Annotated in this window: 24 protein-coding genes and 1 pseudogene; 23 read left to right on the forward strand and 2 right to left on the reverse strand. The window is 67.9% G+C overall.

Annotated elements, in window-relative coordinates; genetic code table 11:
* Positions 1–41 precede the first annotated feature (41 nt).
* Positions 42–230: a peptidoglycan-binding domain-containing protein gene (locus tag OG698_RS09780; RefSeq protein WP_406102657.1), complete on the forward strand. Its 189-nt coding sequence runs from the start codon at positions 42–44 to the stop codon at positions 228–230.
* Between the two features lie 265 nt (positions 231–495).
* On the opposite strand, the gene OG698_RS09785 is transcribed toward OG698_RS09780, so the two are convergent.
* Positions 496–642, reverse strand: a complete 147-nt coding sequence (locus tag OG698_RS09785; RefSeq protein WP_406102658.1) for a hypothetical protein — start codon at positions 640–642, stop codon at positions 496–498.
* A 227-nt stretch (positions 643–869) separates the two neighbouring features.
* Between OG698_RS09785 and OG698_RS09790 the strand changes: the two genes are divergently transcribed.
* The 22 genes and pseudogenes from OG698_RS09790 (at position 870) to OG698_RS09895 (ending at position 23,185) form a co-directional block, all read left to right on the forward strand.
* Positions 870–1,274 (forward strand): hypothetical protein, encoded by a 405-nt coding sequence (locus tag OG698_RS09790; protein WP_406102659.1) that lies wholly within the window; start codon positions 870–872, stop codon positions 1,272–1,274.
* Between the two features lie 75 nt (positions 1,275–1,349).
* The gene (locus OG698_RS09795) at positions 1,350–1,616 is read left to right on the forward strand and encodes a hypothetical protein (protein WP_406102660.1); all 267 of its coding nucleotides are present in this window, start codon (positions 1,350–1,352) and stop codon (positions 1,614–1,616) included.
* Positions 1,617–1,668: 52 nt separating this feature from the next.
* On the forward strand, positions 1,669–2,295 hold the full coding sequence (locus OG698_RS09800) for an NYN domain-containing protein (protein WP_406102661.1): 627 nt from the start codon (positions 1,669–1,671) through the stop codon (positions 2,293–2,295).
* 368 nt (positions 2,296–2,663) lie between these two features.
* Positions 2,664–3,029: a hypothetical protein gene (locus OG698_RS09805; RefSeq protein WP_406102662.1), complete on the forward strand. Its 366-nt coding sequence runs from the start codon at positions 2,664–2,666 to the stop codon at positions 3,027–3,029.
* A gap of 420 nt (positions 3,030–3,449) precedes the next feature.
* Complete coding sequence (locus tag OG698_RS09810) at positions 3,450–5,225, forward strand: DUF4157 domain-containing protein (protein ID WP_406102663.1); 1,776 nt, start codon at positions 3,450–3,452, stop codon at positions 5,223–5,225.
* A gap of 659 nt (positions 5,226–5,884) precedes the next feature.
* Positions 5,885–8,047, forward strand: coding sequence for an AAA family ATPase (locus OG698_RS09815; RefSeq protein WP_406102664.1), 2,163 nt, complete (start codon positions 5,885–5,887; stop codon positions 8,045–8,047).
* Positions 8,048–8,050: 3 nt separating this feature from the next.
* Positions 8,051–8,884 carry a Pvc16 family protein gene (locus OG698_RS09820; protein ID WP_406102665.1) on the forward strand — a complete coding sequence of 278 codons (834 nt, stop codon included), beginning with the start codon at positions 8,051–8,053 and terminating at the stop codon, positions 8,882–8,884.
* A gap of 29 nt (positions 8,885–8,913) precedes the next feature.
* A complete protein-coding gene (locus OG698_RS09825) occupies positions 8,914–10,059 on the forward strand; it encodes a phage tail sheath subtilisin-like domain-containing protein (RefSeq protein ID WP_406102667.1) in 1,146 nt (381 codons plus the stop codon).
* 15 nt (positions 10,060–10,074) lie between these two features.
* Positions 10,075–10,515, forward strand: coding sequence for a phage tail protein (locus OG698_RS09830; protein ID WP_375992450.1), 441 nt, complete (start codon positions 10,075–10,077; stop codon positions 10,513–10,515).
* A 5-nt stretch (positions 10,516–10,520) separates the two neighbouring features.
* Positions 10,521–10,883 (forward strand): hypothetical protein, encoded by a 363-nt coding sequence (locus OG698_RS09835; protein WP_406102668.1) that lies wholly within the window; start codon positions 10,521–10,523, stop codon positions 10,881–10,883.
* Between the two features lie 11 nt (positions 10,884–10,894).
* Positions 10,895–11,038 (forward strand): DUF6760 family protein, encoded by a 144-nt coding sequence (locus OG698_RS09840; RefSeq protein WP_406102670.1) that lies wholly within the window; start codon positions 10,895–10,897, stop codon positions 11,036–11,038.
* On the forward strand, positions 11,035–12,027 hold the full coding sequence (locus OG698_RS09845; RefSeq protein ID WP_406102671.1) for a DUF4157 domain-containing protein: 993 nt from the start codon (positions 11,035–11,037) through the stop codon (positions 12,025–12,027). The genes OG698_RS09840 and OG698_RS09845 overlap by 4 nt, the downstream gene beginning before the upstream one ends.
* A 1-nt stretch (position 12,028) precedes the next feature.
* Complete coding sequence (locus tag OG698_RS09850; protein WP_406102673.1) at positions 12,029–12,778, forward strand: LysM peptidoglycan-binding domain-containing protein; 750 nt, start codon at positions 12,029–12,031, stop codon at positions 12,776–12,778.
* Positions 12,775–14,421 carry a phage baseplate assembly protein V gene (locus OG698_RS09855; protein WP_406102674.1) on the forward strand — a complete coding sequence of 549 codons (1,647 nt, stop codon included), beginning with the start codon at positions 12,775–12,777 and terminating at the stop codon, positions 14,419–14,421. Before OG698_RS09850 ends, OG698_RS09855 begins: the two co-directional genes overlap by 4 nt.
* A 13-nt stretch (positions 14,422–14,434) precedes the next feature.
* Complete coding sequence (locus OG698_RS09860; protein ID WP_406102676.1) at positions 14,435–14,812, forward strand: hypothetical protein; 378 nt, start codon at positions 14,435–14,437, stop codon at positions 14,810–14,812.
* A 12-nt stretch (positions 14,813–14,824) separates the two neighbouring features.
* Complete coding sequence (locus tag OG698_RS09865; RefSeq protein WP_406102678.1) at positions 14,825–15,214, forward strand: GPW/gp25 family protein; 390 nt, start codon at positions 14,825–14,827, stop codon at positions 15,212–15,214.
* Entirely contained in the window at positions 15,211–17,292 is a 2,082-nt protein-coding gene (locus OG698_RS09870) for a putative baseplate assembly protein (protein ID WP_406102680.1), read from the forward strand. Before OG698_RS09865 ends, OG698_RS09870 begins: the two co-directional genes overlap by 4 nt.
* 27 nt (positions 17,293–17,319) lie before the next feature.
* Positions 17,320–19,020: a phage tail protein gene (locus OG698_RS09875; protein ID WP_406102682.1), complete on the forward strand. Its 1,701-nt coding sequence runs from the start codon at positions 17,320–17,322 to the stop codon at positions 19,018–19,020.
* Between the two features lie 21 nt (positions 19,021–19,041).
* Positions 19,042–21,228 carry a hypothetical protein gene (locus OG698_RS09880; RefSeq protein WP_406102684.1) on the forward strand — a complete coding sequence of 729 codons (2,187 nt, stop codon included), beginning with the start codon at positions 19,042–19,044 and terminating at the stop codon, positions 21,226–21,228.
* A complete protein-coding gene (locus OG698_RS09885; RefSeq protein WP_406102686.1) occupies positions 21,206–21,469 on the forward strand; it encodes a hypothetical protein in 264 nt (87 codons plus the stop codon). Before OG698_RS09880 ends, OG698_RS09885 begins: the two co-directional genes overlap by 23 nt.
* A 20-nt stretch (positions 21,470–21,489) precedes the next feature.
* Positions 21,490–22,052, forward strand: a pseudogene (locus OG698_RS09890) (esterase/lipase family protein); the annotation flags it as partial.
* Positions 22,053–22,636: 584 nt separating this feature from the next.
* A complete protein-coding gene (locus OG698_RS09895) occupies positions 22,637–23,185 on the forward strand; it encodes a transposase (protein WP_406110943.1) in 549 nt (182 codons plus the stop codon).
* A gap of 418 nt (positions 23,186–23,603) precedes the next feature.
* Here the strand turns inward: OG698_RS09895 and OG698_RS09900 are convergent, their stop codons facing one another.
* A complete protein-coding gene (locus OG698_RS09900; protein ID WP_406102687.1) occupies positions 23,604–24,731 on the reverse strand; it encodes a hypothetical protein in 1,128 nt (375 codons plus the stop codon).
* Between the last annotated feature and the right edge of the window lie 1,047 nt (positions 24,732–25,778).

The raw sequence follows: 25,778 nt of genomic DNA on the forward strand, positions 1-25,778 counted from the left end.
TGTACGGGGACACCAGTGTGGTGGTAAAGCAGGCGCAATGCTTGAGCAACGCATGGGGAGGCGAGCCGCCCAAGCTCACCCTCGACGGGGTCTTTGACTCGGCCATGCTGAAGAAGATCGAGTGGATCCAGGGCTGCCACGGTCTCCCGGCGAGCGGCATCATCGAGGACCGCACCTGGCAAGTGCTGTACCACCCGGCCCTGGACTGCTACAACCCCTATCCAGCCTGATCAGCGGCCAGGGCCTTCAGACCGCACTTGCCGCCGGGGCGACCTGACTGCGTAGCCGGGTGATCTCCTCGTGCTGAGGCCGCCGAAGCCGGAAATGTGCGGCGCATGCCGAACACTGGCAGTCGCAGCGCACCGTTCGGGTCGTGCAGTTGAGTCATCGGAGACGTGCGTGCTTGCCGAGCGGAGCCCGCCTCACCCACATGATGATCGACCACCTGCGTGCGTACCGGTACGGCGTTGGGGATCGAAGACCGTCGGGCTGCCGTCACGGGGCGGCTGCCCGGATCTCGTCAAACCGGCGTCCCACAACATCCATGAAGACTGCCGTTCCGGACTCCGTCGAGGTGGCGTGGGCGTGCACTAGCCCGATGTCCGCCGGGGCCAGGCCGGCGTCGCGCAGCGCCAGTTCCATGGCGCAGGCCTGGCCTTCGGCGTCGGAGGGCCGTGAGGTGATTCGCGCTCGAACTCACGGCACTACCGGCCAGCGTGCCGTAGGCACGTGCTCCACGTGCCCGGGCCACCAGCCTGCCGGCGCCCGACAAAACGGGGTTCCGGTGCAGGCGGCGAGCTGGTCGGCGGTGGCATACGCGATGCGCAAAAGGGTTCCTCCATTGCTCTCGGCCCTGCTTCAATGCGCACATGGATCAGATTCCGGTGATCGTCGGAATGTTCGCCGGTGGTGCAGGGCTTGCTGCCTGGAACCTCAACAGGCAGCAACGCAAGATCACCAGTCACCTCATCGACGGACGGCGCATCAAGGTCGTCTGTGTCCTGAAAGACCCTCAAGCCCCCAGATGGACATACGGGCACTTCGTGATCGAGTCCGGGGCCTGGTCCTGGGAGCCTCGTCCGCGTCACAAGAACCCGTTGATGTTGCCTCCTGATCTGGAAGTGGCACGTGTACGGGAACCGGCGCTAAGGGAGACCACACGTCTCAATCGCCGCTTCTTGGTCATGGAATGCACATCGACCCAGGGCGAGGTGCTCGTTGCGGCACTGCATGGACACGCCGAGCGCGTGTTCATGGCTCTACGCCGCCCCTGACGCCACTTCGAACTCCTCAACTCCGACATACTGTCGGCCCCGACCCAGGCACTGCTGCGTTCGGCGGCCGCCAACGTGTTCGTCGCGAACCGGGCGTGGCTGGAGGAGCTGGATCTGCATCCCGGGGAGCTGCATCGTGAGCTGATGCGGTCGTTCCACGAGTGCGGGTCCAACGACGAGACGTACGAGCGTCTGGTCCGCGATTTGGTGACCCACGCCTCGTTCCCGCTCGACGCGCTTCCTGACAGCCGGGAACGACTCGTGCGCCACGTCCTGTTCGAGAGCTACCGCTGGGGCCGGCCGCGAGCGGGCCGAAGCGCGTGCTGGTCGCGGGCGGTGTGAACTTCGACGTCATCGCCCAGGCCGACCGGCTGCCGGCGGAGCACGAGAAGCCATGGACGCCCTCGTGAACCCCACTCGGTACGACGAGTTCGTCATACTGTCGGGGGACGCCGACTTCACGCCCGTGCTCCGGCGGTTGCGGGAGCAGGACCGGTGGACGACCGTCGTGACTCCGGGACTGAGCGCCGCGGCCTACCGCTCGAACTGCGACACCCTCGTCACGCCCGAACACCTCGCCGCGGCTGTCCGCGGAGACGTGTACGAGGGCGGCGAGATTTCTCTCGACTACGTTCCCCGGCCCTACGTGGCGTCGCCGCGGGGGTCCACCGACAAGCAACCGCAGGCACACCAGACTGCCGATGCTGGCGCGATCGCCGAGGCGATCCGAGTGGCAGTCCGTGCGTCCGATCGCCCTCTAACCTCGGCTGCTGCAGCACAGGCAGCACTCGCGGTCGATTCGACCGTCGCAAATACGTGGTGCGGCGCCGGGTCCTTCGGGAACTTCGTCAAGCTCCATGTTCCCGACCTGCAGTACCAGCTGTCGCCGCCTGGCCACATTCTTGACCCGGCCCGCCATACAGCAAGTGACATTTCGGAACGGACGTGGACGGAGCTGGATCCGCTCCTGCAGCGGGTGAGCACAGTGACGGGAGCGCCGGCGCTGACAGCTGACTCCTAGCGCACGCTCTTTGAGGCTCTCGCTGATGACCTTCGGCAGCAGCCGTTCTACCTCTTCCCCACGTCGAAGCGAGTGCGTGACCAGACCGAGGTGCGCGGGACACCGGTCGCGCGTGGCCCTGTCAACTTCGTCATCAGGGGGCTCAAGAGCGCCGGGCAACCACTGAATGACTCCGTCACGGCAGAGGAACTTGCCGCAGCCTGGGCGGAGAGCGTCTTCGCGCTGTGTGAGAACGCCCAGATGCGACTCACCGACGATGACCGGCAGGCGATTCGGGGCTGGCTCACACAGGCTGACGGATAGCCACCAGCGGCCCAGACTCTCGGCGTTCCCGCCCCAACGTCGGTGATCGCCTCTACAGTTACCGCATGGCGTCCAATGAGCTGCCCAAGATGATCCGGGACCTGATGGTTGTTGAGCGTCCGGCCGGGACGCATCTCTCGAAGTCGAGCATCCCGGGCAGTCTCAACGGTCTTGCACGCGATGACGACAACGCACTCGTCACTCACGCCAACCTGATTCCGGCTCAAGGGGCCGCGATCAAGGCGGCCGCCGTCGTCCTGACCGCGGGTGTCGCGCTGGGCGTCGGCGCCATGAAGGCCGCACCGCACATCAAGAGTCGGTTGAGTGACCTCAAGTCGAAGCTGAACCGCAGGACGCATGACGCAGGCGAAGCCGACGCCCAAGAGGTCGAGCTCGCGCAGCCGGACGTCATCTGGCTGCGCGCCGTGTGACCGTCAGGCGAGGCGCCGGCGCTCCGGGTATGCGGTATTGCCACCGTCCTCAATTGCGTAGCAGCCACCAACGGGCCACGGCCTGCGATTGAGACGCTGGTGTTCGGGGATGCCAGCCGCCGTAGTGGCGCAGCAGCTCGGCGTGGGACGTCAGCGGGCCAGTGGTTCCGGGACACGGCGGTGGCGTAGAGGACGCCGCCGTGGGCCATTGGTACAGCTGAAGGCGGGCGGGATCGGCCACTGGCGGCCCACGGACCAGCTGCCGGAGGATGCGCGGAAAGAGCGGGTCCCGGCAGGCGAAACTAGACTGGAGAAGATCCATTCCATCGGTCCCGACGCAAGCGGGTAATCCTGATGGCCGAACACATACGACTGACAGACGTACAGGCTGGCACCTCCCGCGGCAGGCCGTCACCAGCGATGCCTCAGGCGGACGAGCGGGAACAGCGGCCGGACGGGCTCGCGCGGCTGATCGCGTCCGGCGCGGGGAACCGTGCCGTCGGCGCGTACCTGAACCGAGAGGCGCGGGGGGCCCGCACCGCGCGGGACGCTTCCTCGTCCGACGGGCACGCGCTCGACCCGTCGCTGCGGGCGGAGATGGAATCGCATCTCGGTGCCGATCTGTCCGGGGTCCGGCTCCACACCTCCCCCGCGGCGACGGCATCGGCGAACGCCCTGCGTGCCAGGGCCTACACGGTTGGGCAGGACATCGTCTTCGGGCCGGGCGAGTACCGGCCCGAGCACACCGCGGGTCGGGCGCTGATCGCCCATGAGCTGACCCACACGGTCCAGCAGGCTCTTGGCGGGGCCGCTCCCGCCGGCTCGGACAGCCATGAACGGGTGGCCGGTGACGGTTCTTCCCGCTGGGCCGCCGGGCTCGGCCCCGCCCCGGTCAGCCAGGGCTCGGCCATCGGCATCGCCCGGGCGCCTCAGACCGCCGTGGTGACCTCGACGCCGGCGACCCAGACCGTCTCGGGCGGCGTCGGCGGTTTCGACAACCCCCTGACCAGCAGGGAAAGGGCCCAGATCAGGCGGCAGATCGCCCAGGGGAAGAAGCTCACCGGGAGCATGAAGAACCGACTGCGCTCGGACGCGAGATACCAGTGGCGCACGGCGACGATGGGGAAGGGCTTGCAACCCGGTGCGGGGTATCAGGTGCACCACATCACCCCCCTGGAATTCGCGCACCGGTTCCCAACCAGGTTTCCCAACGACCCCAGCAATCTGGTCTTGATGGAGAACGTCGCCCATAACCGATGGCACAAGATGATCAATGATCGTGTCCGCAGCAAAGGCGGAAACCTCTCCCTCAAGGACCTGAGGGACATCCAGAAGAACACGGTGCCCTTCAACGAGGGCGACGCCTTCGTCATCGGCGAGAAGGGGAAGGTCGTTTCGGCGGGAGCGAGCCGTCCCGCTCCCGCATCCAAGGCGGGCAAGGCGACCGTCTCGAAGCCCAAGGGGGGAGGCACCTCCAAACCGGTCACACCCAAGTCACCCGCGGCATCCAAGGCCGCCAAAGCCACCCAGGCCGCCCCGCGCCTCAAGCCGCAGAAAGCGACCGGGCCGGAGACCCCCGCACCGGCTCCGGCCGGGAAGACCGGGACGGGAACGGCCGAGGCAGCGCCACCCAAGAAGGCGGGGGCGGGCGGGGCGGCAGCACCCGAGGCGGGCGCGGCCGGCGAGGCAGCGCCGCCCAAGGCGGCCCCCGTGGGCGAGGCGGCGGCACCCAAGACGGCCCCCGTGGGCGAGGCGGCGGCACCCAAGGCGGGCGGGGTCGGCGAGGTGGCAGCACCCAAGGCGGTGGGCAAGTCGTCCGTGACGCCCGGAGCCGTCCCCAAGATCAGCCGCGGCAAAGGCCCTTCCTTCGTCGAGGGTTTGGCAGGGCGCCTGGGGGTCGCCTTCGACCTGATCCAGGCCGTTCCGGAGGTCCTGGAGGAAATCGCCAGGGAGAAGCCCGAATGGTTCCCCGAAGGGGCTCACGTGGAATTCCACCAGGTCGACGAGAACAAGCGGTTCAATCCCAGCACGTACGACGAGGGATACCGGAGTACCGGCTACTCCGTCGACAAGGTGAACGGCGAGATGATCTACCACGACTCGACGGGCGCGCGGGTGACGAGAGAAGAGGCGTTGAAGCCACCGGCCAGGATCCCGTACGACCCAAACCGCTGGGATCCCGCCACAGGCGCCTGAACGCACCGCGTGACCCCGCCGCCCACCCCACGCGTGCGTCCGTTCCGGTACACCGACGCCCCCGACGCTGGATGGTCGAGGAGAGCCCCGGGCTGGACGTGCGCTCGGCGGGCGACTCGAACTCTCGGTCACCGCTGGGCTTTCCACCGGAGCGCGTCATCCGGCACCCGACGCGAAGTCCGGGGGCATGACGCCCTTCCCCCGACGGCCGCGACCGTCCGCGTCGGTGAGCGCGATGCCATGGAGGAGGATCCTGCCAGTCGTACGTCCGCCGGGCCGACAACCCGCGTTTCAGGGGTTCTACGCCGCCGGGGAGGGCGTGGCGGCCGGGAGGCGGAAGCCGTTGTAGAGGTCGTCGACGGCGCGTTGGGCGACGTGGTCCGGGGTGACGCGGACGGCCAGGTCGCGGACGGCCACCGCCAGGGGGTGGGTGAGGGCGGCGACGCGGCCCGCGCAGCGGGCGCGGACGGCGATGGCCTCGGTGCGGGAGCAGCGGCCTGCCTGAACTCACAGCATCGCCCGCCGAACGGCCTCTTCCCTGCGACTTGACAGCAACACGAATTGACATATCACCAGAACGCACTTTAGGTAGATATGTACCATTTATCAGGCTATCTGGACAAAGCCCTGACGAAAGACCCTCTTCTGAGGAGTCTCACGTGTCCGAAGTCCTGACCCCTCCCAATTGTGTGGTGGGTTCCCCGCTGCTTTTGGCGCTCTCACGCCTGGACGGCCTTCTGGCGCAGGCGGTCGACGCCCTGGCAAGCAGTTGGGCGGCGGAGACGGCGGCCGATGCGTTTCCAGGCCTGCACGTAAGCGCCTCTCAGGCGCGGCATCTGCTCCAACTGCCCCCGGGCCGCCCCTTGCTGGAAGCACCCGCGGCCCGGGATCCCCGGCCCGGATGGGATCACATCACATCCGACCACGCGGGATGGCTGTGGCTACGAACTCGCTACGGCCTGTCCGATCTCGAACTCGACGTGGCGCTGATGGCACTGGCACCCGAGGTGGACCTCCGTTACGAACGCCTCTATGGCTATCTCCAGGACGACGTGAGTCGGAAGCGTCCCCTGGTGGGACTGGCCTTGGACCTGCTGGCCAACACCGCCGACGGGCGGCTGGCTTCCCGTGGGGTCTTCGCGCCCGAGGCACCGCTGACCGCGCACCGCCTTCTGACTCTCGTCCCCGACCCTCGGGCCATCCATCCTCCCTTGCTCGCGCACTTCATGGTGCTGGACGAGCAGATCACCGACGTGCTGCTCGGTCAGAGCGGACTGGATCGCAGGCTCGCCGACTGCTGCCGGCTGGAGACTCCCCAAGCCGCGTCGGATCCCGACGCGGGCCTGCTGCGCATCGCCGAGTGGTCCGACGGGCGGCGTCCCCTGCGCGTGTACGTCCAAGGGCCCGCGGGTTCCGCCAGGAGTCGCCTCGCCCGCGACGTGGCTGCGGGACTTGGGCTCGCGCTCCTGACCGTAGAGACTTCCGGCCTGCCTCATGACCTCGACTCGGCGGCGGCCGTGCTGGCCCTCGCGTTCCGGGAGGCATCGCTGTTGGGCGCATTGCTCCGCATCGACGACGTCGATACCATCCGGCTCCAGCCTGACGACCAGGACGTCCGCGAGCGGGTGCTCGGCGATCTTCTCGCCGAGCACGACGCCCCCGTCGTCGTCGAGGGAGAACGGGACTGGACGCCCCTGGCCCAGCACGCCCTCGGCTTCGTCCCGGTACCGGTCGCCCGGTGTGACTTCGCCGCACGGCAAGCGCTCTGGGAGCGGGAACTGGCGGCCCAGCGTGTGAGCGTGGCCCCCACCGATCTCCACGACGTCGCCGCCCGTTTCCGGCTCGGCCCGGACCAGATCGCTGAGGCGGCCCTGACCGCTGTCGGTGAGGCCGGCAGAAGAACCGCGTGCGCCGGCCCGGAGGCCTTGCCGAACCCCCCGGCTCCTGTGCCGGCCCGGGCCGAGTTGTTCGCCTCCGCTCGCGCCCAGAACAGCCACCGGCTGGCGTCTCTGGCACAGCGCGTCGAGACCGTATACGGATGGGACGACATCGTCCTTCCACCCGTCTGCTCGGCTCCGCTCGCCGAACTCTGCGAGCGCGTGGCGCACTGCCGGCAGGTCATGGACGACTGGGGCTTCGAGCACACTCTCTCGCGCGGAAAGGGCGTGAGCTCTCTGTTCAGCGGCCCTCCGGGCACCGGCAAGACCATGGCAGCCGAAGTCATCGCTAACGAGCTGGGGCTCGACCTCGTCAAAATCGACCTCGCAACCGTGGTCAGCAAGTATGTCGGGGAGACGGAGAAGAATCTGGAACGCATCTTCACCGCCGCGGCCGACACTGACGCCGTGCTGCTCTTCGACGAGGCCGATGCGCTGTTCGGCAAGCGCTCCGAGGTGCGGGAGGCGCACGACCGCTACGCGAACATCGAGATCGCGTACCTGCTCCAGCGCATGGAGCAGTACGAGGGACTCGTCATCCTGACCACCAACCTGCGCCGGAATCTGGACGAGGCGTTCACCCGGCGCCTGCAGTTCATCGTCGAGTTCCCCTTCCCCAGCGAAGCGGACCGTGAGCGGATCTGGCGGGTGTGCTTCCCTCCGGAGGCGCCGCGCGACCCCGCCCTGGACTTCGGGAGACTGGCCCGGGACTTCCAGCTGACGGGCGGAAGCATCCGGAACATTGTGCTGCATGCCGCGTTCCTGGCGGCCTCAGACGGCACCGCGATCGGTATGCCGCACCTGCTACGGGCGACCCGGCGCGAATTCCAGAAGCTGGACCAGGTCATGCCCGGAGCGGGGCCGGACGGCGGAGAGAAGGGCTGAGCCGTGTTCCAGGACCTCGACGCGACGCTCAAGGCGATGCTGAGCGATGGCGAGGCGCCCGAAGCGCTCCGTGGGGCCGAAGTCAGCTTCGTGACGCCCGACAAGGACTTCAAGCCCACCCAGGTCACGGTGAACCTGTTTCTCCACGATGTCCAGGAGAACAGGACGCTCAGAGATCAGGCCCCCCTCCTGGAGAACGTGGTCGACGACGGCTTCGTCAGCCGGCGCCCACCGATGCGGGTGGACTGCACGTACCTGGCCACCGTCTGGTCGCACAAGACCGGAGGGGTCAGGACCGAGGACGAGCATCGGCTGCTGGGAGAACTGTTCCTCTGGCTCAGCCGCTTTCCCGTGATCGACGAGCGATTCCTCCAGGGCAGTGTGGCGCAGCCGCCGCAGCTGCACCCACTCCCTGCCTTCGTGGGGCAGCCTAAGGACAGCACAGGCATGGGCCAGTTCTGGACGGCCCTTGGCGTAGCTCCCCGGCTGGCGCTGTCGTTCAACGTGACCCTGGGACTGCAGCAGCCGGAGCAGCCGGAGCGGTACCCGCAGGTGCGGGACATCCAGGTGCAGCCCTCCCCCAGCCACCCCACGCTCAGGGGCCGACTGCTCCAGAAGGTGGACGGCACCGTGCAGCCGGTGCCCGGGGCACACGTGGAGGTGGTCGAGGCCGGGCGGGACACGGTGGTGGGCCGTTCGGGCGACTTCTCCTTCGCGCACTTGGACTTCGGCACATACACGCTGCTCGTCCGGCCCGCGGGTCAACCGGACGTGCGGACGCGGGTGGAGTACGTATCCGGCCGCGACGTGCACGAAGTCGTCCTTCCGCAACCCTGACACACCCCAGACCAGCCCAGGAGGCTTCGATGACCGACTTCGAGACGAGGGCGCCAGGCATATATCTCCAAGAGATCGAAACCGCCGGGCCGATCGCGGGAGCGGGTACCAGTACGGCGGCGCTGATCGGCACGGTCGCAGGCGACCCTGCCGACATCGTGCCGGGCAAGCCGGTGCTCGTGACGAACTGGACCTCCTACCTACGCGAATTCGGCGGTTTCAGCAAGCCGCTGAGTCTTCCCTACGCCGCCCGCGGCTTCTTCGAGAACGGCGGAACGCTGGCCTACATCGTGCCGGTCAGCGACATGTCGGGGCTGGAGAGTGCCCTGGAGGCGCTCACCCACACGCTGGATGTCAGTATCGTCTGCCTGCCTGGCCAGACGGACTTCGCGAACCAGGTGAAGGTGATCAACCACTGTGAGGCCATGGGTGACCGCTTCGCGGTCCTGGACGGTGCCCGTAATCCCGACGACACCGGAGACACCGAACCGTTGCGTGCCCAGCGCGACGGGCTGATGACCGAGCGCGGGTTCGGTGCCCTGTACTGGCCGTGGATCCGCATCAACGATCCTGAGGCACCGGCGAACAGCCCGGAACAGGTGACGGTGGCCCCGTCGGGTCACATCGCCGGCGTGATGGCCCGCAGCGACAACCAACGCGGGGTACACAAGGCACCAGCCAATGAGGCTGTACGGGGAGCCCTCGACCTGGAGCACCACCTCAACGACGCGGAACAGGGTGTTCTGAACAACCTCAACATCAACGCGCTCCGGACCTTCCCCGGTGGCCCGCCCATGGTGTGGGGTGCCCGTGCGCTCTCCAGCAATACGGCCTGGCGGTACGTCAACGTGCGCAGGCTCGTGGCATACATCTCGGACTCCCTGCTGCAAGGTCTGCGCTGGGCCGTATTCGAGCCGAACAACACGGCACTGTGGAAGGCCCTCGAACGCACCGTCACGGAGTTCCTCACGCGGGTGTGGCAGGCCGGCGCACTGTTCGGACGAACAGCCGAGGAGGCCTTCTACGTCAAGATCGACGAGGAACTCAACCCCGCCCCGGTACTGGAACTGGGCCAGGTGTTCATCGAAATCGGTCTGGCGCCCACCCGACCCGCCGAACAGGTCGTGATCCAGCTGGGCCTGTGGTCCGGCGGCGGCCGTGTCAACGAAGCGTAGAGAGAAGGACCGGACATGGCACAGACAGGCCAGCGGGTCGACCCCTTCCGCAACTTCAACTTCCTTGTGGAGCTGGACGGAATCGCCCAGGCCAGCTTCAGCGAATGCAGCGGCCTGGGGTCGACCACAGAGATCGTCGAGAACCGCGAGGGCGGCGACAACACCACGGTACGCAAACTGCCCGGCAAGACGAGCTATTCCGATATCACCCTCAAGTGGGGTATCACGCCTTCGCGAGAGTTGTGGGCCTGGCGCCAGCAAGTGGTGGACGGAAACGTGGTCAGGAAAAACGGCTCGATCGTCGTGTACGACCTGGGCAATCACACCGAGGTGGCGCGCTGGAACTTCATCAGCGCCTGGCCTGCCAAATGGGAAGGCGCGTCATTGAGCGCCAAGGGCACGGACGTGGCCGTCGACACGCTCGTGCTGGCCCACGAGGGCCTGACCAGGGTGTGACGGCGATGCTGGTCACGGAGGTCGAGTTCGAGCTGCCGAAGGGGTATGTGGACGGCGTCGGCAACCTGCATCGCAACGGCGTGATGCGGCTGGCGACGGCCGCGGACGAGATCTACCCCCTGAAGGACCCGCGTGTGCAGGACTGGCCCGCGTACTTGATCGTCATACTCCTTTCCCGTGTGGTGACCAAGCTGGGCGGGGTGCTGGAGGTTACACCGGGCGTGATCGAGAGTCTCTACTCGGAGGACCTGGCACATCTACAGGATCTCTACAACCGGATCAACGGACTCGCACCCACCACGATCCTGATCACCTGTCCCCACTGCGGCCGGGAGCACGAGGCGGAGATGCCGCCGCTGGGGGGATAAGAGGCTACCCCGTGGAACGGGTCCGCCAGGAGGTGGCCTTTCTGGGACGCCAAGTCCACTGGTCCCTGGCCGAGTTGCTCACCCTCGACCACTCCGAACGACTGCACTGGATCCGCGAGATCGCCACCACCCGGGAAGGAGATGGCGAGCCATGACACAGGACGGTCCCCTCCCGCCCCGGCCGACCCTGGGTGAACGTCTGGACGCTCAAGGGCGCCGTCTGACCGTCCAGTTGCTCACCACACTGCCGTGGGCGGGGCCGCTGCGCGTGTTCATCGACCACGCATCCGGGCTGGTGGTGTGTGCGGGCCGGTTCGACCGGATCGAGCGCGACGCCGACCGACCTCCGCGGCTCACCGCGACCGCTGTCAGGCGTCGGCCGCGACCCGACGTCGGCTCATCGCCGGGCGGGCCGCCGACGCCTGTACCACCGGGTCTCCCGCTGCCCGAAGCTCCCGCGGCGCGACGGCCGACGTTCGGGCACGTGCGCCGAGACGGGCGTGGCCCGGCATGGCGCCCCCCGGCCTCGTCCGTGCCACCGTACGCGGGCGACCCTCTGCCCGCCGCGGTCAGATCGCGGCTGCGGGCAACCGTCGGCCCCGCGGCCGACGCTATGCGGGTGCACCACGACGACGAGTCCGGCGCGCTCGCGCGTGAACAACGGGCGGATGCCGTCACCGTCGGGCGGGACGTCTACTTCCGACACGGCCGACTGCGGCCGGCGGAGCAGAGCGGCTTCGGGCTGCTCGTGCACGAGGCCACACACGTCCTGGCCCTGCTGCGGCCCGGCGCGTCCTGGCATCGAGCGACCGGCGCGGGCGCGCGGGCCGAGGAGGCGGAGGCGCTGGCCAATGAGCGCGCGGCCATCTTCGGTGACCGGTCCGGCGCCGCCCTGCCACCGCCGTCAACCGAATCCGGACACACCCCTGACCGGCACCCGCCGGCCCCGGCCCCGGCCCCGACCCAGATGCCAGTGCCCACCGCTTTCGCCTCACCGACGGCCCGCCCCCAACGGGCCCCGACCGACCGCCACACCGACGTCACGGCCACCGCACCGCCGCCACTCGACCTACAGGCCTTGCGCCGGAACGTGATCGACGACGTCATACGCCAGCTGCGCACCGAGTTCGAGCGCGGAGGCTGACATGGCGACCACACCCTTCCGCCTGCCCCCGCTGCCCGGCGCCGCTTCGGTCAGCGCCGCCCTGGCCAAGGCCGAGATCATCGATACCGCGTCGGGCGAAAGCTACCCGGTGATGTTCAACCCGGAGGAAATGAAGCTCGACCAGGGCAACAGCTTCGCCGAGATCGGCATCCCAGGCCTGAACACCCCGCCGGTGCAGTACGTCCGCGGCAGGGCACGCACCCTCGCCATGGACCTCTTCTTCGACACGTACGAAACCGGAGGGGACGTCCGCGCACACACGGGGCCGATCGTGCGGCTGCTGGACAAGCGGCCGGGCACGCATGCCCCACCGATCCTGCTCTTCTCCCTGGGCAGCTTCCAGTTCCGCTGCGTCCTGGTCGACGCCAACCAGCGCTTCACCATGTTCCTACGCAACGGCACCCCGGTGCGCTCCAGCCTCTCGGTGCGCTTCCAGGAATACGTACCGACGGACGTCGAGGTGCGCAGCGGAGTCTTCTTCGCTTCGCCCACGGCATCGGGCGTCGTCAACCGGGCAGTGTCAACCGCCGAGTCGGTCATGTCGCAGGAGCCGGCGGTCCATGTCGTGGTGGAGGGCGACACGCTCAGCGCCATCGCCGGTGTCTACCTCGGCGACCCCGCTCTGTGGCGCGAGATCGCCCAGGCCAACGCCATCGTCGACCCGCTCCACCTCGCACCCAACACCCGCCTGGTCGTTCCGCCGCGACGGCGGGGAGGCACACGGCCATGAGCACCTCCTCGTACGCGCCGCGCTTCGACATCCGGGTCGCCGGGCTGACCATGGCCGCCGAACTCGCCGACCAGGCGGTGGCCATGACCGTGGAGACCAGCCTTGACCTCGCAGGCACCTTCAGCTTCGTGCTGCGCAACCCCGACAACCGGCTGCTCGACTCGCCCCTGCTGGACCCGGGCAAGACGGTGGAGATCCACCTCGGCTACGGCAACGACCTGAAGCCGGCCTTCCTCGGCGAAATCGCCGCCGTCGAGCCGTCGTTCCCGCAGAGCGGCGCGCCGACCGTCCAGGTGTCCGGCTACGACAAGTCGTACCGTATGCGCCGCGGTGAGCAGGAGCCCACCGAGTACACCTTCATGAACGACAGCATGGTGGCCGCGCAGATCGCCGTGGAGAACGGGCTGATCCCCGTGGTGGACCCCACTCCGGGCCTCAAGGAAAAGATCATCCAGGTCGGGAGCGACATGGCGTTCCTCAAGGAGCGCGCCCAGCGCTACCACTTCGACGTGTACGTCGAGTGGGACCGGCTGCACTTCCAGTTCCCCCGTCCGCAGCCCGCCGCCCACGTCCTGGAGTGGGGCCGGAACCTGTCGAGCTTCAGCCCGCGCATCTCGGCCTCGGGTGCCGCCGGGCTGCAGGCCGTACGCGGCTACAACCAGGAACTCGCCCAGACCATCCACGGCCTGGCACTGGCCGCCGACCTCGATCCAGACCAGCTCACGGAGCGCCTCGGCAGCTCCGCGGCCGACCTCGTCCTCACCATGACACGCAAGGGGATCCGCCGACACGTGATGGACAACCCCCTGGACGCGAAGATCCTCGCGGAGTCCCTCCTGGCGGAGCTGCTGGAGGGCATGTACGAGGGCACCGGTTCGTGCATCGGCATTCCGGAGCTGACGGCGGGCAAGTTCATCGAGATCCGCGGCGTCGGCAAGCGGTTCAGCGGCACCTACCGCCTCCGTAAGGTCATCCACCGGATCGACGAGGGCGGCTTCACTACCGACTTCTCGATCAGCCAGAGCGGCCACTCCAGCCTGCTCGGCATGCTGCGCAAGCAGATTGTGGAACACCCGCCGCCCAACCGCGCGGAGCCCTTCTACGGCGTGGTCCTCGCCGTGGTCGAGGACAACCACGAAGTGATGGCCGTGCCGCCCAAGGCCCCGATCGGTCGGGTCAAGGTGTGCTTCCCCGGGCTGTCCGACCGCTTCACCAGTGAATGGGCCCCGTGCGCGCGTCCCATGGCGGGGCAGGACATGGGGTTCTACTGGCTGCCCGAGGTCGGCGACCAGGTGCTGGTCGCCTTCGAGTACGGCGATCTGAGCAAGCCGTACGTCATCGGCGCCCTGTGGAACGCCGACCAGCCGCCCCCCGAGACCAACACCGACGGCACGAACAGCACCCGCGTCATCAAGAGCCGGGCCGGTCACACCATCACCTTCGACGACGACAAGGCCGGCGGCGAGCTGGTCATCCAGGACGGCGGGCGCGGAAGCCGGATCACCCTGAACGCCACCGACGGTTCGCTGACCATCAGCGCCGCGGGGGACCTGAACATCACGGCCGGCGGGTCCGTCACGCTGGCGGCGGCAGGGGGTGCCACGACGGTCACCGTGAACGAGACAGAAGTCGACATCTCCTGAGGAGGGACCTCGGATGGGGAACGTACTGACGACGGCCAGCATGGTGACCTGCGGGCACGTGCCGCAGCCACTGCCTCCGCCGCCACCGCCCGGGGCGCCACCGCCCCCGGTGCCCGGTCTGGTCGGCACGTCCAGCGAGGAAAAGCTGAAGGTCGAGGGCCATCCGGTGCTCGTGAAGGCGAGCCTCCTGAAGGACGTCGCGAACTGCCCCAACGCCGCGTCGGGGTCGCCCTGTCTGCACATCACGGCGGTGCTCAGCGGTGAGTCCGCCAAGCTGAAGGCAGGCGGGAAACCCGTCATGCTCGACGTCATTGGCGTGCAGACGGACGGCCTGCCGCCACCACCGGTCCTGATGCCCAAGCCCAACCAGTCCAAGCTCACCTCGGTGTGATCGGAGGCTTTCATGGACCCGGACATCCATGGCCGCGGCCTCGCCTTCCCGGTGCGACTGGGGACCACGGGGCTCAACGAGTCGGCGGGCGGGCGCAAGATCCAGGAGTCGATCCGCATCATCCTCGAGACGCAGTACGGCGAGCGGGTGATGCGCCCCGACTTCGGCTGCAACCTGAAGCGGCTGCTGTTCGCGCCCAACAACGAGTCGACGGCCAGCCTCGCCCGCTACTACGTCGAGGAAGGGCTTACCAGATGGGAGTCGCGCATCGACCTCCTCGACGTCACCGTCACCAACGACGACGCGGGGGCAGCGCTCCTGATCGACATCAGTTACCGCGTCCGCGCGACCGGCGCCGCCGACCGCCTCGTCCATCCCTTCCCGCTGGAGCGGTCGCTATGACCCCGGAATCGAAGCGCGGGCGTGTCCAGCCCCCCGACCTGGACGACCGGACCTGGCAGGACCTGTCCACGCAGATGCGTGCCCTGAGGACCTCGTACGCCCCGCAGTGGACGGACGACAGGCCGAGCGACATCGGCATCACGCTCATCGAACTGTTCGCCTGGCTCGGCGAGGGACTGATCTACCGGTTGAATCAGGTGCCCGAGAAGAACTACATCGCCTTCCTCAACCTGATGGGCATCACCCGCGACCCCGCCACCCCCGCAGCCACTCACCTGTCGTTCGGCGTCAAGGGGCCCGCGCCGGTGCACGTGCCGGCGGGCACCCAGGCGCACACCCTGCCCGAGGAGGGGGAGGCACCCGTCGTCTTCGAGACGGACGCGGACGTCACCATCCTTCCCACCAGCCTCACGACCGCCCTTCTCCTCACACCGGATCCCGACGACGACTCCCTGCTCGTCTACGACGACGTCTCGGCCGACCTGGTCGGCTCGGGGGCCGGGCGGCGGCTGGTCCCGGTCCCGCCGGGCACGACGACGCATCTGTGCCTGGGCTTCGAGAACGCGATCGAGGGGGAGATCTCGCTCCGGCCGCGCCTGTTCCGGCCGGCTCCCGACGCGCCGGCGGGATCGGCGACCTGGGCCGCGTCGGTCCCCGACGAACAGCCCGGGGACTGGCCGGAACTGGGCCCAGCCGGTACGACGAACGGCATGCACGACAGGCCAGTCGCCCTGCCCGTACCTCAGTCGTGGGCCGCCCAGAACCCGGCGGAGGACTGGGGCAACGCGAGCCCGGCACCCGGCTCCGCCGCCTTCGACACCGCGCGCTTCTGGATCGGCCTGCGGATCGGCAATCCGTCCGACGACCCGCTGGAAATCGGCCTGGACAGGGTGCTGTTCAACGCCGCGCCCGCCCACACCGCGCTCACCATCCGCTCCCCCGAGATGCTGGGCGAGAGCGACGGCGAGCCCTTCCAGACGTTCGCGCTGCGCCACCGTCCGCTGTACCGGGGGCCGGATGCCAAGGCCCCCTACGCGCACGTCGAAATCCAGGTCGGACAAGGAACGCCGCCCACCTGGGAGACCTGGCAGCAGGCGCCCGAGCTGCTGCCAGGGCCGGGCAACGTGTACCGGCTCAACCCGGTGACCGGGGAGATCGGCTTCGGAAGTCACGACGAGCGCCACAACGAGGGGCACGGCAGCATCCCGCCGCCCCGCAGCCTGATCCGGGCGAAGACGTACCGGCATGTCGCGTCGGGCGCGGCCGGCAACGTCTCCCCCGGCCGGATCGTCGTGATCGGCACCGCTCCCGACGGGACGGTACCCGGCGGTCTCGACGTGACCAACCCGGCGGCGGCCAACGACGGCAGTGACGAGGAGCCCATCGAGGACACCCTGCGCCGGGCCCCGGAGGAGCTGAAAATCCGTGAGCGCGCGGTGACGGCCGACGACTTCGTCTACCTCGCCCGGGAGGCGACCAGCGACGTCCGGATCAGTGCCTGCCTGGCGCCGCATCCGCCGCGCGGCACCCCGTGGACGTTCGGCGGCATCGACCGCGCCCCCGGGAACGTCTCCGTCATCGTCGTACCGGACCAGGGCGTCGCGGTGTCGCGGCCCGAGCCTCCGCCCGAACTGATCGACGCAGTACGGGCCTACCTGGACGAACGCCGGGATCTGACCGTCCGGCTGTTCGTCCTCGGCCCCCGGTATCTGCCGATCGTGGCGAAGGTGTCCGTGGTCGTGTGGCGGGAGGCGGCCCTCGCCGGGGTCGACACAGAGGAGGTCAGAGCCGAGGTCGTTCGGAAGATCACCGAGTTTCTGCACCCGACCCGGGGCGGACCGGCCGGCCGGGGCTGGGAGGTGGGTCAGCACGTCTTCAGCTCCGATCTGTTCCGGGCGGTCATGCCACCCGACGACGTCGGATACATCGAACAGATCACCGTCGCCGCCGGCCCGCACGCATATCCCGGCAACCGGCCCTTCCAGGAAGCGCCGCCCGGAGCCTCGGTCCAGGTGGCCGACTACGAGCTGGTCTGTGCCGGCGTGCCCGACGTGCCGGTCAGGCAGTCGACCTCCTGACGGTGAACGGAGAGAGGAACACCTGCCATGCCCGAGAGCAGCTACCTCCGGCACCTCCCACCGGTGCTGTGGAAGGACGCACCGCAGGACTCCGGTTTCTCCCTCGGCAGCACCCTCTGCGTCTTCGAGAAGATCCTCACTGGCATCGACGACGATGTGCCGGTCCTGCACACGAAGCACACGCAGGCAGGGGACGAGAACGACACCCACCTGTCGATCGCGGAGCGGATCGCGCTGCTGGACCGGCTGTTCGATCCCTGGACGACACCCCCGGAGTTCTTGCCGTGGCTGGCCTCCTGGGTGTCGCTGCGCTTCCCCGAGCTGCAAGGCCGGCAGCTGTGGGACGAGTACCAGCGACGCAAGGCGACCGCCGAGATCAGCAAGGTCCACAGTCGCCGCGGTCTGCGTTCGGGGCTCACCACGTTCCTGGACCTGTATTCCGTGGGCAAGGTACGACCCCGGGTGGCCGTGGACGACGGTTCCTCACTGTTCGTGGCGCATATCGCAGCCGGGGTGCCGGCGCCGGTGTCCGCGCTATCGCCCTTCCGGCCGCTGCTCGACGAGACCGACGGCCTCGCGGTGGAGCGAGAGGGGCTGTTGCGTCCCTGGTGTGTCGCGCGGGGTCCTGACGGCAGTCTGTTCGCCGGCGACCGAGGGCTGCCGGCGGACCTCGCCCCCGGGGTGCGGCGCCAGGTCTGGCGGCTGGACGCGACGACCGGGCAGCCGGACCTCGCAGGCAGTCCGCCGCTCCCCCGCCCACTCGCCCCCCAGCAGATGTTCGGCCAGATCATCGCCGTGGCCGTGGGCCCTGCCCGGGCCGGGCGACCGGAGACGCTGTTCATCCTCGACAGCACCGGCAAGATCTTCTCCCTGCCGGCTCCGTACACCGCAGATACCGCGACGGAGCTGACCAGGCTCACGCCGGGCTCGGGGTTCCCGCTGGCGATGGCCGTCGACGATCAGGGCGACCTGCTGGTCCTGGACCGCGGACTCCAGCCGGAAGAGGTGGCGAGGCCGAAGGTGTTCGTCGTCCGGCCCGCGCCCCTCAGCGTGACGGTCAAGGACCTCGATCCGGCGCTCGTCACGGAACCCCTGTCGCTGTTCGTCGACCACGACGGCACGCTCATCATCGGCGACGGAGGCGACCGGGAGGCACCGCCGTTGGAGCATGCGGGCGGCGGAAACCTGGTGCGAATCGTCCGCGGCGGCACCGAGTGGACGCACACCCGGCTGCTGCCCCCACAGAATCCGCTCGTGGCGCCCACCGCGGTCACGCGCACGGGCGCCGACGGCCTGTACGTCCTGGACGCGGGCCTCCGCCCCTTCTGGCCCTCGGCCACCGAGCACCCGTTCATCCTCCACACCGCCTGGCCCGCTGTCGTCGTCCGCGTCGAGACGGCGCCCGGAGCGACGGCGGGCAGCACGCTCCGGGTGACCGAACCCGGGCACTTCGTCAATCCCACCGGGATGACGGCACACGGCAAGCACCTGATCATCTGTGACCCCGGCCAGATCGAGTCCTCGGGAGTCCGCCTCGACGGCTACCGGTCCCGGTTCGGGCCCTTCGACATCAACGTGGTCATCCACTTCTCGAGAGCACAGCTCTCGGCGGACCCCGTGGAGCAGCGACGCGAGCTCAGCCAGGCCGTGGGCACCATCAAGTCCATCGTCCGGCAGCACATGCCCGCCCACTGCCGATTCAACGAAGTGACCATGACCGAGCCCTAGCAGCGATAAGCGGTGAGCAGCATGGCAGTCAAACGCACGGAGTATTTCAACTTCGACACCGGCAGTGCCCGTAGCGGCGGCACGGTCCGGGCGGAGACCCAGGTGGACACGGAGGACTACTATCGGCGGCTCGACGAGGCGCGCGGGTCCTCCCTGCACACCTGGGGCGTCTGCGGCGGCCTGGAGGTGAGCGCGACGCCGGGACAGCCGGCGGTGACCGTCCAGCCCGGCACAGCGCTCGACTCCGTGGGCCGTACGACCATCCTCGCGGCGGACGGGTTCGCCGTGGTGGATCCGGGCGTCGATCCGGAGGAGGTGCTCAACATCCCGACCGTGGACGTGGGCGCCGACGGCCTGCGCCTGGACACCGCGGGAGTCGCCGAAGGCACGCATCTGCTGACCCTGACTTGGCGTGAGGTCGTCGGCGAGAGCCGTCTGCTCCGGCTGCACGCGCCCTGGCTGCGGCTGCTGCCGGGCGACAGCTTCGAGGACGTGGGCCGGCAGGTGGTGCTGGCCGAGGTCTCCCTCGCCGCCGGCGGCGCCGTCACGGCTCTGCGGCCCGGGCCTCGCCGGGCGGCAGGCGTTTCCGTGGAGCGGATCCGGTTGAGCTGCGCGCGGGACGCGTCGGAGAACGGTGCGCCCGTCGGTCAGGGGCCGGCCGGGGAACTGCGCGCCCGGCGTGGCGGAGGCGTGGATCTCACAGTGTCCGCCCCGGACGGCACCGAGCACACCGCCCTGTCGGCGGACGGGGCGACGGGCCGGGTCGGGATCGGTATGTCGTCCCCGTCCGCGTCACTGGAGATCGACACGCGCGGGTTGGCCGGGCACGGCCTGAGGATCACGTCGCCCGCCGCGGGCTCGGGCATCGAGCTGGAGAACGACGACGTCGGGCCGGCGTACGGCATGTTCATCGGCGACGACGGCGCATGGCGTCTCGCCAATACGACCGAGGACAACGATCTGCTGGTGGTCGATTCCGACGGCGCCGTGGGCGTCGCGGGCAGTGTGGACGTCGGGAACACCCTGAGCACATCCACTCTGTCCGCGGCCAGCGCGAACATCACAAGCCTCGCCATCGCGACCGACGACGGCCCGAACGCGAGCCTCCACGTGGACGGAATGGGGCTCCACTCGGGCGGCGGCGCGGGCGGGTACTCCTTCGCGGACCGGGGTCTGGGTGACTTCGTCGAACAGCCCACAGGCGGGGAGCGCTGGGTCTGGTACGCCTTCGACGGAGCCGCACGGCTGTGGTCCGGCGAGGACCGGCTCTCGGTGGGTCTCGGCTCGGGCGACGCGCTGGACGTCCGGGGGCGGATGAGGGTGCGGGAGAGGCCCGGTGACAGCTCGTCGGGCATCTGGTTCCACCAGATGCTGCCGGACGAGGACCGCGCGTTCGTCGGGATGGAGACCGATACGAGCGTCGGTTTCTGGGGCAACACCGGTGCCCAGTGGGGTCTGGTGATGGACACCGACAGCGGCAGGGTGTCCTGCCGCAACGGCCTGTCCGTCACCGGAGAAGCGGTCTTCGACCGGCACTTCGGCCGCCGTGACGTACCGGGCGTCCTGCACCTGTTCGGTTCGAGCATCATGGACGTCGGCCAGGGCGTCCTGGGCATCCAGAGCGGCGGCAACGTCGTCGCGATCAGCGGCGGCCACGACTCGCTCGGGCTGGGCACCATCACCCCTCAGGCCAAGCTCGACGTGAACGGTGACGCGCGGGTCGCTGGCAGGGTGGACAAGGGGGGCGGCGGATTCAGGATCGACCACCCGCTGGACCCCGGCGGACAGTACCTGTGCCATTCCTTCGTCGAGTCGCCGGACATGGCGAACTTCTACCACGGAGTGGTGGAGACCGATGAGGCGGGCGAGGCGACCGTCGTACTCCCGGACTACTTCGAAACCCTCAACCGCGACTTCCGCTACCAGCTCACGCCGGTGGGCACCATGGCGCAGGCGGCGGTGACGGACGAGATCAAGGAGAACCGCTTCACCCTGCGCACCGACCAGCCGGGCGTCAAGGTCTGCTGGCAGGTCACAGGAGTCCGGCAGGACGCGTGGGCGCAGGCCCACCGCATCGCCGTCGAGGAGGACAAGCCGCCGACGGACCGCGGCTACTACCTGCATCCTGCGGAGCATGGCCGACCGGAGACCGCCGGTGTCGTGAAGCACAGAGAAGGGCTGCACCATGACCGATCAGCAGACGAGTGACGCGCAGGAGCGGATGCGACAACGGCTCGCCGAGCTCAAGCGGGACTACCAGCGGGGCGAGACACAGCTGAAGCGACTGATGCAGGACGAGACGGCGACGCGTGACGGGCTGCTGCGGGCCAGCGGGGCGATCCGGATCCTGGAGGAGATGCTGTCGGCCGCCGACCCGGACCAGGCCGCCCGGCAGGACAGCGTCGCACCCAGCCCGGGGCCCGGGGCCCGGGTCACGAGTGCGCCGTAACCGGAGACCGGGAGGACCTCATGACAGGGGCCGAGAAGCTACCGATCGTCTACGTCCGAGGCTTCGCCAGTGACACCGCCGGCATCGACAATGCGGTCCGGAAAACGAGCCGCACTTCTACCAGTTCGAGAGCCCGCTGCTGCGCCTGCACCTGCACCTGCACCTGCACCTGCACCTGGACCTGGACCTGGACCTGGACGAGAGCTACCAGATCCTCGTCAACGGCGGCCAGGAACTCTTCTTGGCCTCCCCACGACACGATCCCGCCGGACAGCATCTGGGTCCACCGCTTATACGACACCTCGGCCACCACCTGGGGAAAGAAACCCAGGGAGTTCCGGCTGGAGCCTGCCGCACAGGACCTGCTGAAGCCGATCGAGTCAGGGAGAAGTCCGGGGCGCCCCGTGTCCAGCTGGTCGCCCACTTCCATGGGCGGCCTGGTGTGCCGCTGCCTCGTCCAGAAGATCCTCCCGGGCCTCGGACGTGATCCAGCCGACTGTTCACCTACGACGCCCCGCACGGCGTCATCACATTCGACGCCGGTTTCGGCCTGCTGGAGCGGCTGCGTGACCTGACCGGCATCTATTTTCCCGGCTTCCTGACCGCGGTCGGCGTTCGCCGCGATGGTGTCTGCCACCCCATCGCCCGCGTCCTGCTGGCCGCTGCCCCCACGCCCGGCCCCGGCCCCGGCCAGGCCGCCAGACTGACGCGTACTCAGCTCCGCTCTTTGCCGAAGAAGGCGGGTCGCAAGGTCACCCTCGATGCCGAGGCAGAACGACTCCCAGACTGCCCGACGCCTGCCCCAGATGCGGCAGCTTCCCCTGGTCGAAGAGGCCATGGGGCGCACCCGGGCGCCGCTGAGAGAACCGAGCCCTGGGACGGGGCCGATCCGGTCATGCCTTTGGCGTCGCCGAAGCGGGATCGGTCGTCGCCGATCTCGCGCCTCCCTGACCCATTCCGACGGCGCCAGAGCCCACGACGACCGCCGTCGCGCGCCTGGAGACCGCCACACCGCCGCCCAGCGCAACCTGTTCAACCGCATGGTCGGCTGCCTCCATCACTGCCTCACCCGGCGCGTCCGCTTCAACGAAGGCAACGCTTTCCCCGCACCACTCGACCCTCAACTTCACTCAGCCGCTTCACGGTTCCTCTGCATCGGATGTCTACATCCCCACCGACGAGGGCCGGTTGCATCTGGCGACCTGGCTGGACCTCGCATCCCGCGAGATCGTCGGCTACTCGATGGCTGACCACCGCCGCGCATCCCTGGTCATGGACGCGCTGAAGATGGCCGCCGGTCGCGGCCGACTCCAGCCCGGATGCATTGCGCACTCGGACCGCGGCAGTGAATACACCTCAGATGAACGCCGATGCAAGATAAGCCGCTTGGGACTGCGGCAGAGCATGGGCCGAGCCGGCTCGTGCTTCGACAACGCCGCGCCGAGTCATTCTTCGCACTACTCAAGGAGGAGATCGGCACCCGCCGCTGGCCGGACCGGTCCAGCGCCCGCGCGGACATCTTCGCTTTCGTCGAGACCTTCTACAACCGACGCCACCAACGCCGCCATCCAGTCTGGGGCTACCCCACCCGTTGGAGACCCGGCAGTGGCACGAGCAAGAACACGCCCTCGCGGCGTAAGCATCGAGTGTCCAAGATCACGGGGAAGCTTCAGTACGCCCAGCTGCGCAGTGCATAGAAAGCGCGTGCGGATGTGACACCTTGACAGAAGGTGTCACATCCCATCGGCAGCGGTGGAATCGCTGTCAGAACAGCAGGTTGGGTTGAATCCGGTGCCCAGGCTCACGCGCGAGGCGAACAGGTCCGTCTCCGCGTGGCAGGCCGACGCCATCCAGGCGCTGGATCGGCGACTTCGCCTGCCGCCGGTCGCTCTCAATGACCGGTAATGAGGCCAACGCCGCGGACGGTACTGACCGCCGACCCCCGCGCCCGCGGCACTCCCACAGCCGAGGTGGCCGCTGGCCTGGGGCCCGGAGATGGCCCGGCGCGGTCGCGACCGCGCCGGAACTCCCCCGGATGAGTTGAGACGTCGAGCACCTCTCTCGACGGCACGGGAGCCTCGTGCGTTGCGGACGTCTATGCCGTCACCTGGTCCGTGGGCCACTCTGAACAGTCTCAGTAACGTCGGCAGTGAAAGACGTATCGCCAGCCAGTCTTCCTACGACTGTTCATTGCCACACCGCCTGCTGCCTTTTCCTCAAGATTTGCCGACTTCCCCTTAGGGTCATTGTCGAAGCCGCGTGATGGCCCTCTCACGTTTCCTATGATCTTCTTTCCTTGTTGATCGATCAGGCGGGTCACGGATTCCTGTGCGACACCGAAGACGAGCGCCCATGCAAGCACTTGTGCTCCGCTATCCAAATTGGAGAATCCCGGCACAAAACCGCCCTGGATGATCAGAAGGCCAAATATAGCAGCGAGGGCGCCAACCGGCAGTCGCAGCAACAGCAAGCAGATAGGTACCATGTACGGCGTCGCGGTACCTTGCATATTCCGCAACGAAACAGCTCCCGCCAAGGCTGCGCCACATAGGCCGAAGAATTCGACAATTAGAACGTCGCCGCCGGCAGGGTGGGTTCCAACTGGGCAGAATGCCTTATTATCTGGTGGTGGCGAAACGAAGCAGAGCTTCTGCGCTATCGCCTCAGGGTTGGCATAACCCCAAACCGCAATCAGTATGGCGATGGTACTCGTGAGAAGAACAGAAATCAGTAGAATGTTACGGAAGCTTCGCAGTCTCGAACGCTCCAAATCCTGGGCGTCGTTGGCCGCACGCAGTACTCTAACGGCCAGGTCCCTGAACCGCGCGTCGAGCCTTTTTCCGTTCAAATCGACTTGTGACTCCAGTTCATTCCGTATTGGATCTTCGTCACCCAAATGCTGTTTGGCTCGCGCAAGAACTTCGGTCCCCCACCACGTAAGATCTTTGTCACTTGCGAGCTTCAGGATGCTCAATTCAGCCCGGTGGATATTGGCCCATGTTCGGTCTACAACCGACCCGGAAATCGATGAGAGCAAGGTGTCCGGACCGTTCAAGGCTTCCCGAGCTGCATGAAGTTGCACCTCTGCCTTTTCTAGCAAGCTCTTTGTCTCGTCTGACAGGTCACCGCGGACTTCGATCCTATCCAACTCCGCCTGCAGTTCAGCGACATAGGCTGAGGCGCGTTGATGCCATGAGGACCTGTTCCGCCCTGCTACGTCCCCAGCTTCGTCCGGATACATCCGCTGATGGTTTCCTGTCATTGTTCAGTCCTCCGACTCACCATCGCGCTGAGAACATCCCCTACCTCCCAGTGTTGGCGGAGGCCTACCATTTCTGCGGGGGCGCAGCAATTACTCCCTACTTGTTCCGGTACCGTGGATGTGCTTGTGTGCACGGAGGTCGGTGTGGTGGTCGAACGGGTCGACGTTGCCTCCGGGTTAGCAAAGGTCAGCAGTCATGAGCATCTATGTCGACTGATAGGTTCCCGGGTGGATGACCCATGCCACCAGACACCTTCTCGTCACGCCAGTTCGTCGCTGTCCAGGTAGACCTCGGCCAGTATGCGGAGCATCGCGGTCGGCATCATTGCCCCGGTCTCCGGGCCGTAGTTTTGCCTGTCAGGTCATTTGCGTTCTTGGGGCGAGTCACCGTAGCCACTTGCTCCGGTTCCTGCTTCCTGTGGGACATGGGTCGCTCCGAAGAAGTCGTCGGAGACGAACTGCGCGGCCAGCACCTGGCACAGAGGTCCGTCGAATGTGTTGGCGATCATCCTGCCGATGCCGTCGACTCTGGTCCAACTCGGCGATCAGCTCCGCGTGCCCGAGGTTGTGCCCGGGGTTGAGAACTGGTTGATGTTCCCGCGAGGTCGAAGGTCGTCGAGGTGCGTTGGCTCAGGCACCAACTCTCTTCGATCGTTGCTGCGGCGGTCATCATGTGCTCCGGTTGTGTGTACTGCCCCTCCGGCTCGTCAGAACCTGACAGTCATTCACGTAAACGGCCACGAAGAGCGACGGCCGAACCGAGACGTGATCTTGCCCCCATGGTGTTCGCGCAATGGCGAACCACTTCTTCTACCGTACGACTGCACTGGGGCCCTTGCAGGTCGGTGCAGCGGGTGCGGTGCAGCTGTCGTACGTCGAAGTCGGTGGCCCGTCCATCGGGTTTTGACCACCGTCCCGACCACTGCAGGGAGGTGGCCTAACCTTCGTTCATGAGTCCCCATCGGTTCGTTGATGGGGACTCTGTGCTTGTGTGGTGCGGGCTTTCCGGGGGGCCGGGGCAGGTTGTGGGCCCGGCTCTCAATCGGG

The sequence above is a fragment of the Streptomyces sp. NBC_01003 genome (assembly GCF_045162695.1).
In the GTDB taxonomy this organism is placed as follows: Bacteria; Actinomycetota; Actinomycetes; order Streptomycetales; family Streptomycetaceae; genus Streptomyces.